The following is a 5,563-nucleotide window of genomic DNA, read 5'->3' as shown; positions in this document are numbered from 1 at the left end:
GCCTTGTGAAGCTGAGCGCAGCCGGTGCCGGCACCTCGGCCGACGCCATCATCCGCTACGCCGGCGGCCGCAACCCGATGGATGTCGTGCAGGGCTACAAGGCGGCATCAGAGGAAAAGCTGATCGAGATGGCGCCTGATGTCATCCTGATGATGAGCGACGGCAAGGGTGGCCCGACGCCCGAGCAGGTGTTCGGCAACCGCGCGCTGGCGGCAACGCCGGCGGCGGCCAACAAGGCGCTGGTGGTGCTCGACGGCGCCTACATGATCGGCTTCGGCCCGCGCACATCAGATGCGATCCGCGACCTGGCGAAGGCGCTCTATCCGGAAGGGGAATGACGTCGCGAAAATCGCAAGGCGTTTCGGCTGGGCAGTACCAATTCGTCGTCGAACCCGTTGCGCTTGATAAATCCTGTCCGTCCGGATTTCTCCGGATCGGCTTCCGCCCGAACAAACTTGGCGGCTCGGCCTGAAACATTGGCACGATATTCTAAGCCGCTCGGTTGACCGTGAATGTGCTCTCCAGCCTATAATTATACTAAATTCATAGACTAACTGCGAACGTTCGAGGCGCTCGCACTTGGCCTGTGAAAACCGGCTGCACAAAGGGAGCGCGCATCGATGCCGAAGACAGAGTCCAATCCGATCGACCTCGGCACCAGGGCGGCCGATTTCCTGTTGCCCGACGCGCAAGGCGTGCTGCACCGCCTCGCCGATTTCGACGCCAAGCCGGCCTTGCTCGTCGCCTTTATTTCCAACCGCTGCCCGTTCGTCGTGCTGATCCGTGAGCAGCTTGCCGTTTTCGCCAGGGATTATGCCGGCAAGGGGCTGCAAGTGGTGGCGATCAACGCCAATGACCATGAGGCGCATCCGGAGGAGACGCTGGCCCGCATCGGCGAAGAGGCCGAAAAATTCGGCTATTCCTTCCCCTATCTCAAGGATGCGTCGCAGCAGACGGCCAAGGCCTATGACGCCGCCTGCACACCCGACTTCTTCCTGTTCGATGCCGACCGGCGGCTCGCCTATCACGGCCAGTTCGACGATGCGCGGCCGGGTAATGGCAAGCCGGTGACCGGTGCCGATCTGCGGGCAGCGGTCGACACGGTGCTGGAGGGCGGCAGGCCCACTGCCAGCCAGGTGCCGTCGATCGGCTGCAACATCAAGTGGAGCGCCGGCAACGAGCCGGTCTGGTCTTCCAGCGCGGCCCGCGCGGCCTAGCGCCGTCCTCGACGCATTCGCCAGGTATCCATGCCCAAGCCGCAAAAATCCGTTTCTGACAGCTTGCTGCTCCAGGCCGACGTGCTGGTGCTGGGCGGAGGTCCGTCAGCGGCCTGGGCGGCTGTCGCTGCGGCCGAGAGCGGCGCCAAGGTGGTGCTGGCCGACAAAGGTTATCTTGGCACCAGTGGCGCCACCGCGCCCTCCAACACCGGCACCTGGTGCGTGCCGCCGGGCGACAACAGGCATGCCGTCGTTGAGCGGCGTTGGCAGCGCACCGGCGAACTCGCCGACCCGCGCTGGATGCTGCGCTGCGTCGATACCGCCTACCGCAATCTGCTCAGGCTGTCCGAATGGGGCTATCCCTTTCCGAGCGAGGATGACGGCCGGCTCTACATCGCCAATCTGCGCGGGCCGGACTACATGCGCTTCATGCGCCGCCGGGTGCTGTTGGCCGGCGTCACGGTGCTCGACCATCACCCGGCGCTCGAACTTCTGTCCGACGGCGATGCCATCGTTGGCGCCGCCGGTGTCGCCCGGCAGATCGGCCAGGACTGGCGCGTCGACGCCAACGCGGTGGTGCTGGCGACGGGCGGCTGCGCTTTCCGCGAGCGCATCCTCGGCGCGACCGGGCTGACCGGCGACGGCTATCTGATGGCGGCGGAAGCCGGCGCCAGCCTGTCGGGCATGGAGTTCACCGGCAAGTACACGCTGGCGCCCTATGGCTCCTCATTGAACAAGGGCCTGCCGTTCCGCTGGGCATCGTTCCATCGCGAGGATGGTTCGCCGATCCTCGGGCCGACCGGCGAGCCGTTGCGCAACGGCATCGGCGACCGCGAGGAGGAAGTGGCGCGTGCGCTGATCGACGGCCCGGTCTATGCGCGGCTCGATCAAGCCGAGCCGGCGCTGCAAGGCTGGCTGCGCCAGGGTCAGCCGAACTGCTTCGTGCCCTATGACCGCGCCGGCATCGACCCGTTCAGCGAACTGTTCCGTATCACCTTGCGCGCCGAAGGCACGGTGCGCGGCACCGGCGGCATCGACATCGTCTCCGACGATTGCGCCACCGGCGTGCCCGGCCTCTATGTTGCCGGCGACGCTGCCAGCCGCGAGATGATGACCGGTGCGGTATCAGGCGGCGGCGCCTTCAATTCGTCCTGGGCGCTGGCCAGCGGCTGGTGGGCCGGCAAGGGCGCCTCGACCCATGCCCAGCGCCGCACCGGCAAGGCGTTCCGCAGCGCAGTGCAATCGCTCGGCCAGGCCGGCTTGCGTCCTGCATCATCGGCGAGGGCCGACATCTCGGCGGGCGAAGTTATCGAGGCGGTGCGTAGCGAAGTCACGCCGCTCGACAAGAATTTCTTCCGCACTGGCGAGGCCCTGGAGAAAAGCGGCGAGCGGCTGGAGAGTGTCTGGCGCGACGTGCGCAGCCATCTGCAAGGCGAGGGGCTGGACCGGGTCCGTACCCGAGAGGCAGCTTCGATCGCCGCTGCTGGGCGTTGGTCCGTGGCCGCCGCGCTGCACCGCACCGAGAGCCGCGGCATGCACCGCCGCACCGATCTGCCGGGCAAGAGCCCGGCCTTCGCGCACCGGCTGGTCATCACCGGTGTGGATGCGTTCCGCATCGCAGGTGCGCCTGAGCGGCTGGCGGAGCTGGCGTCATGATCGAGATCGTCTCGGCCACGCGCTGCGTCGAATGCGACATCTGCGTCAAGGTGTGCCCGGCCAACGTCTTCGACGCGACCGACAATGGCGTGCCGGTGATCGCTCGCCAGGAGGACTGCCAGACCTGCTTTCTTTGCGAGATCTATTGCCCGACCGACGCGCTTTATGTGGCCGAGTTCGCCGAAGGGCCGACCGGCATCACGGAAGCTCAGGCCGACGCCCGCCAGCTGTTCGGCTCCTATGCCCGCGCGCTTGGCTGGAAGCGCGGCAAGGCGGGCGGCTCGGAATTCGACCCGACGCACCGCATCCGCGTGGCGCAGTGAACCGATCGGAGACAGATATGGATCGCCCGAACATGGACCGGATCGTCGTCAGCGACATCAGCAAGACCTTCCAGCTCAAGCCGGGGCAGTTCGTCACCGTGGATGGCGAGGCGACCGACCGCGTCACCGTGCTCGACGGCGTCGATCTTTCCATCCGCAAGGGCGAGTTCATCACGCTGGTCGGCCCGAGCGGCTCGGGCAAGTCGGTGCTGCTCGATATCATTGGCGGGCTGACGCAGGCGACCGGCGGCAACGTCCAGCTCGACGGCAGGCGCATCACCAGGCCCGATCCAAAGACCGGCTATGTCTTCCAGCAATATGCGCTGTTTCCCTGGCGCACGGCGCTCGCCAACATCGAATATGCGCTGGAAGTGCGCGGCGTGGCCAAGGCCGAGCGTACCGCCACAGCCCGCCATCTGTTGGCGCTGTTCGGCCTTGCCGGTTTCGAGGACCGTTTTCCCAACCAGCTGTCCGGCGGCATGCAGCAGCGTGTGGCGATCGCGCGTGCGCTGGCCAGCAACCCGGAAGTGCTGCTGATGGACGAGCCGTTCGCGGCGCTCGACCAGCAGACGCGCGAGCTTCTGCAAGGCGAGCTGCTGCGGATCTGGGGCAAGATCAACACCACGGTGATTTTTGTCACCCACTCGATCGACGAGGCGATCTTCCTCGCCGACCGCGTCGTGGTGATGACGGCACGGCCGGGCGCGGTGAAAGAGATCATCGACATCGACCTGCCACGACCGCGCGACGGCGACATCCGCGCCAGCGCCGAATTCAATCTATATCGCGCCCGCGTCTGGGACGTGCTGCGCGACGAGGTCAACAAGGCGCAGAAGGACTGGACCCTGTCGCCAGCCTTCAGTCACTGAGGAGCTGGACCAATGGCCTATCTGACCGAGAAGTTTGGCTCCGCGGGAGCGCTCCACCTGTTTGCCGGCGCTGGCGAAACGGTAGCCGCCGCCAGGGTCCCGGCCATCAAGGCCAGCGCCAAGATCTGGAGCAAGAAAGCAAGCCACGGCACGTTCCTCTATGGCGTGCCGCTGCTCGGCCTGTTCTTCCTGCTGTGGGAGATCGCGCCCCGACTCGGCTGGCTGAACCGGATCTTCTTTCCGCCGCTGAGCGAGGTCCTGGTCGCCTGGTGGGCGCTGCTCGCCTCGGGCGTGCTGATCGAGCATATCGGCATCAGCCTGCAGCGCGCAGCGATCGGCTTCGCACTCGGCGTGGTGGTGGCCATCCCCCTCGGTCTGTTGATGGGGCGCTATTCGCTGTTCGAGAAGGTTTCCGACCTCCTGGTGCAGACGCTGCGAAACACATCGCAATTCGCACTGCTGCCGGTGTTCATCCTGTTGCTCGGCATCGGTGAGGAATCGAAGGTCGCGATCACCTTCTACTCCTCGGTTTTCTTTCTCCTCGTCAACACGATCAGCGGCGTCAAGTCGGTGGATCCGCTGCTGATCAAGGCGGCGCGCTCGATGGGTACGTCCGACTTCGATCTGTTCCGCAAAGTCATCCTGCCGGCCAGCATTCCCTCGATCGTCGCCGGCGCCCGGCTGGCGGTGAAATCCTCGCTGTTCGCGGTCATCGGCGCCGAGATGCTGGCGGCCAAATCCGGCCTCGGTTTCCTCATCCAGAACTCGCAGCTGATGATGGAAACGGCCGACATGTACGCCGGCATCCTGACGCTGACCGTCATCGGCCTGACCGTCAATTACCTGCTCGTCTGGTTCGAGCGCTGGGCAACGGCCTGGAAAGGCCAGTCCGAGACCTCGCTCATCTGAGCCACCCATTCATTCCAATCAGGAAGGATTTTTCCCATGCCCAACATTCCATTCGACGCCCTTCGCCGGCTGCTGCTGAAGGGCGCTATTGCCGTCGTCATCGGCCTTGGCGGCATGCCTGCCTTCGCGCAGGACAAGCCTGAAATTATCCGCATCGGCAGTACCGCGCCGGGGCATCTCAAATTCATCCTCGCCCAGAAGGACGGCTGGTGGGAGAAGGAGTTCGCCAAGGACGGCATCAAGGTCGAACTGGTGACTTTCAATGGCGGTTCGGAGGCGACGACCGCGCTGGCCACCGGCGCGATCGAGTTCACCTATACCGGCAACAATCCGGCGCTGCGGGTTGCTGCGTCCGGCGCCGACGTCAAGCTGATCGGCCTGTCGAGTTATGTGAAGGCCGGCGGTTCCTACATCGTCGTCAAGACCGACTCGCCGTTGAAGACGCTGCAGGATCTCAGGGGCAAGAAGGTCGCCTATCTCACCGGCACGGTGCGGCATTCGAACTTCAGCAAGGCACTGAACAGCGTCGGCCTGACCATCAATGACGTCGAAGGTCTGAACCTGCCGTTCGAGGCATCCGGCCCGGCGT

At 65.3% G+C, this 5,563-nt stretch carries 7 protein-coding genes; all 7 read left to right on the top strand.

The features are described 5' to 3' along the window. Nucleotides 1–338 (top strand): ABC transporter substrate-binding protein (locus EN749_RS29545; protein WP_145991049.1); only part of this gene is annotated, 338 nt, incomplete at its 5' end. A 282-nt stretch (nucleotides 339–620) separates the two neighbouring features. Next, nucleotides 621–1,217, top strand: coding sequence for a thioredoxin family protein (locus EN749_RS29540; RefSeq protein ID WP_128364480.1), 597 nt, complete (start codon nucleotides 621–623; stop codon nucleotides 1,215–1,217). 30 nt (nucleotides 1,218–1,247) lie between these two features. Next, nucleotides 1,248–2,873, top strand: coding sequence for an FAD-binding protein (locus tag EN749_RS29535; protein ID WP_128289800.1), 1,626 nt, complete (start codon nucleotides 1,248–1,250; stop codon nucleotides 2,871–2,873). Beyond that, nucleotides 2,870–3,196: a ferredoxin family protein gene (locus EN749_RS29530; RefSeq protein ID WP_127255510.1), complete on the top strand. Its 327-nt coding sequence runs from the start codon at nucleotides 2,870–2,872 to the stop codon at nucleotides 3,194–3,196. The genes EN749_RS29535 and EN749_RS29530 overlap by 4 nt, the downstream gene beginning before the upstream one ends. A 32-nt stretch (nucleotides 3,197–3,228) precedes the next feature. Next, a complete protein-coding gene (locus EN749_RS29525; protein WP_127270530.1) occupies nucleotides 3,229–4,065 on the top strand; it encodes an ABC transporter ATP-binding protein in 837 nt (278 codons plus the stop codon). 12 nt (nucleotides 4,066–4,077) lie between these two features. Further along, entirely contained in the window at nucleotides 4,078–4,974 is an 897-nt protein-coding gene (locus EN749_RS29520) for an ABC transporter permease (protein WP_128364479.1), read from the top strand. A gap of 36 nt (nucleotides 4,975–5,010) precedes the next feature. Then, a partial coding sequence (locus EN749_RS29515; RefSeq protein WP_145991048.1) for an ABC transporter substrate-binding protein occupies nucleotides 5,011–5,563 on the top strand: 553 nt, incomplete at its 3' end.

Source organism: Mesorhizobium sp. M7A.F.Ca.ET.027.02.1.1 (assembly GCF_004022985.1).
Lineage (GTDB): Bacteria > Pseudomonadota > Alphaproteobacteria > Rhizobiales > Rhizobiaceae > Mesorhizobium.
This window is presented reverse-complemented; position numbering and strand designations above follow the sequence as displayed.

Bases quoted from the DNA above. Each gene is read 5' to 3' on its own strand.
- EN749_RS29525 (WP_127270530.1), top strand. From the start codon at position 3,229: ATGGACCGGATCGTCGTCAGCGACATCAGCAAGACCTTCCAGCTCAAG.
- EN749_RS29530 (WP_127255510.1), top strand. From the start codon at position 2,870: ATGATCGAGATCGTCTCGGCCACGCGCTGCGTCGAATGCGACATCTGC.
- EN749_RS29535 (WP_128289800.1), top strand. From the start codon at position 1,248: ATGCCCAAGCCGCAAAAATCCGTTTCTGACAGCTTGCTGCTCCAGGCC.
- EN749_RS29520 (WP_128364479.1), top strand. From the start codon at position 4,078: ATGGCCTATCTGACCGAGAAGTTTGGCTCCGCGGGAGCGCTCCACCTG.
- EN749_RS29540 (WP_128364480.1), top strand. From the start codon at position 621: ATGCCGAAGACAGAGTCCAATCCGATCGACCTCGGCACCAGGGCGGCC.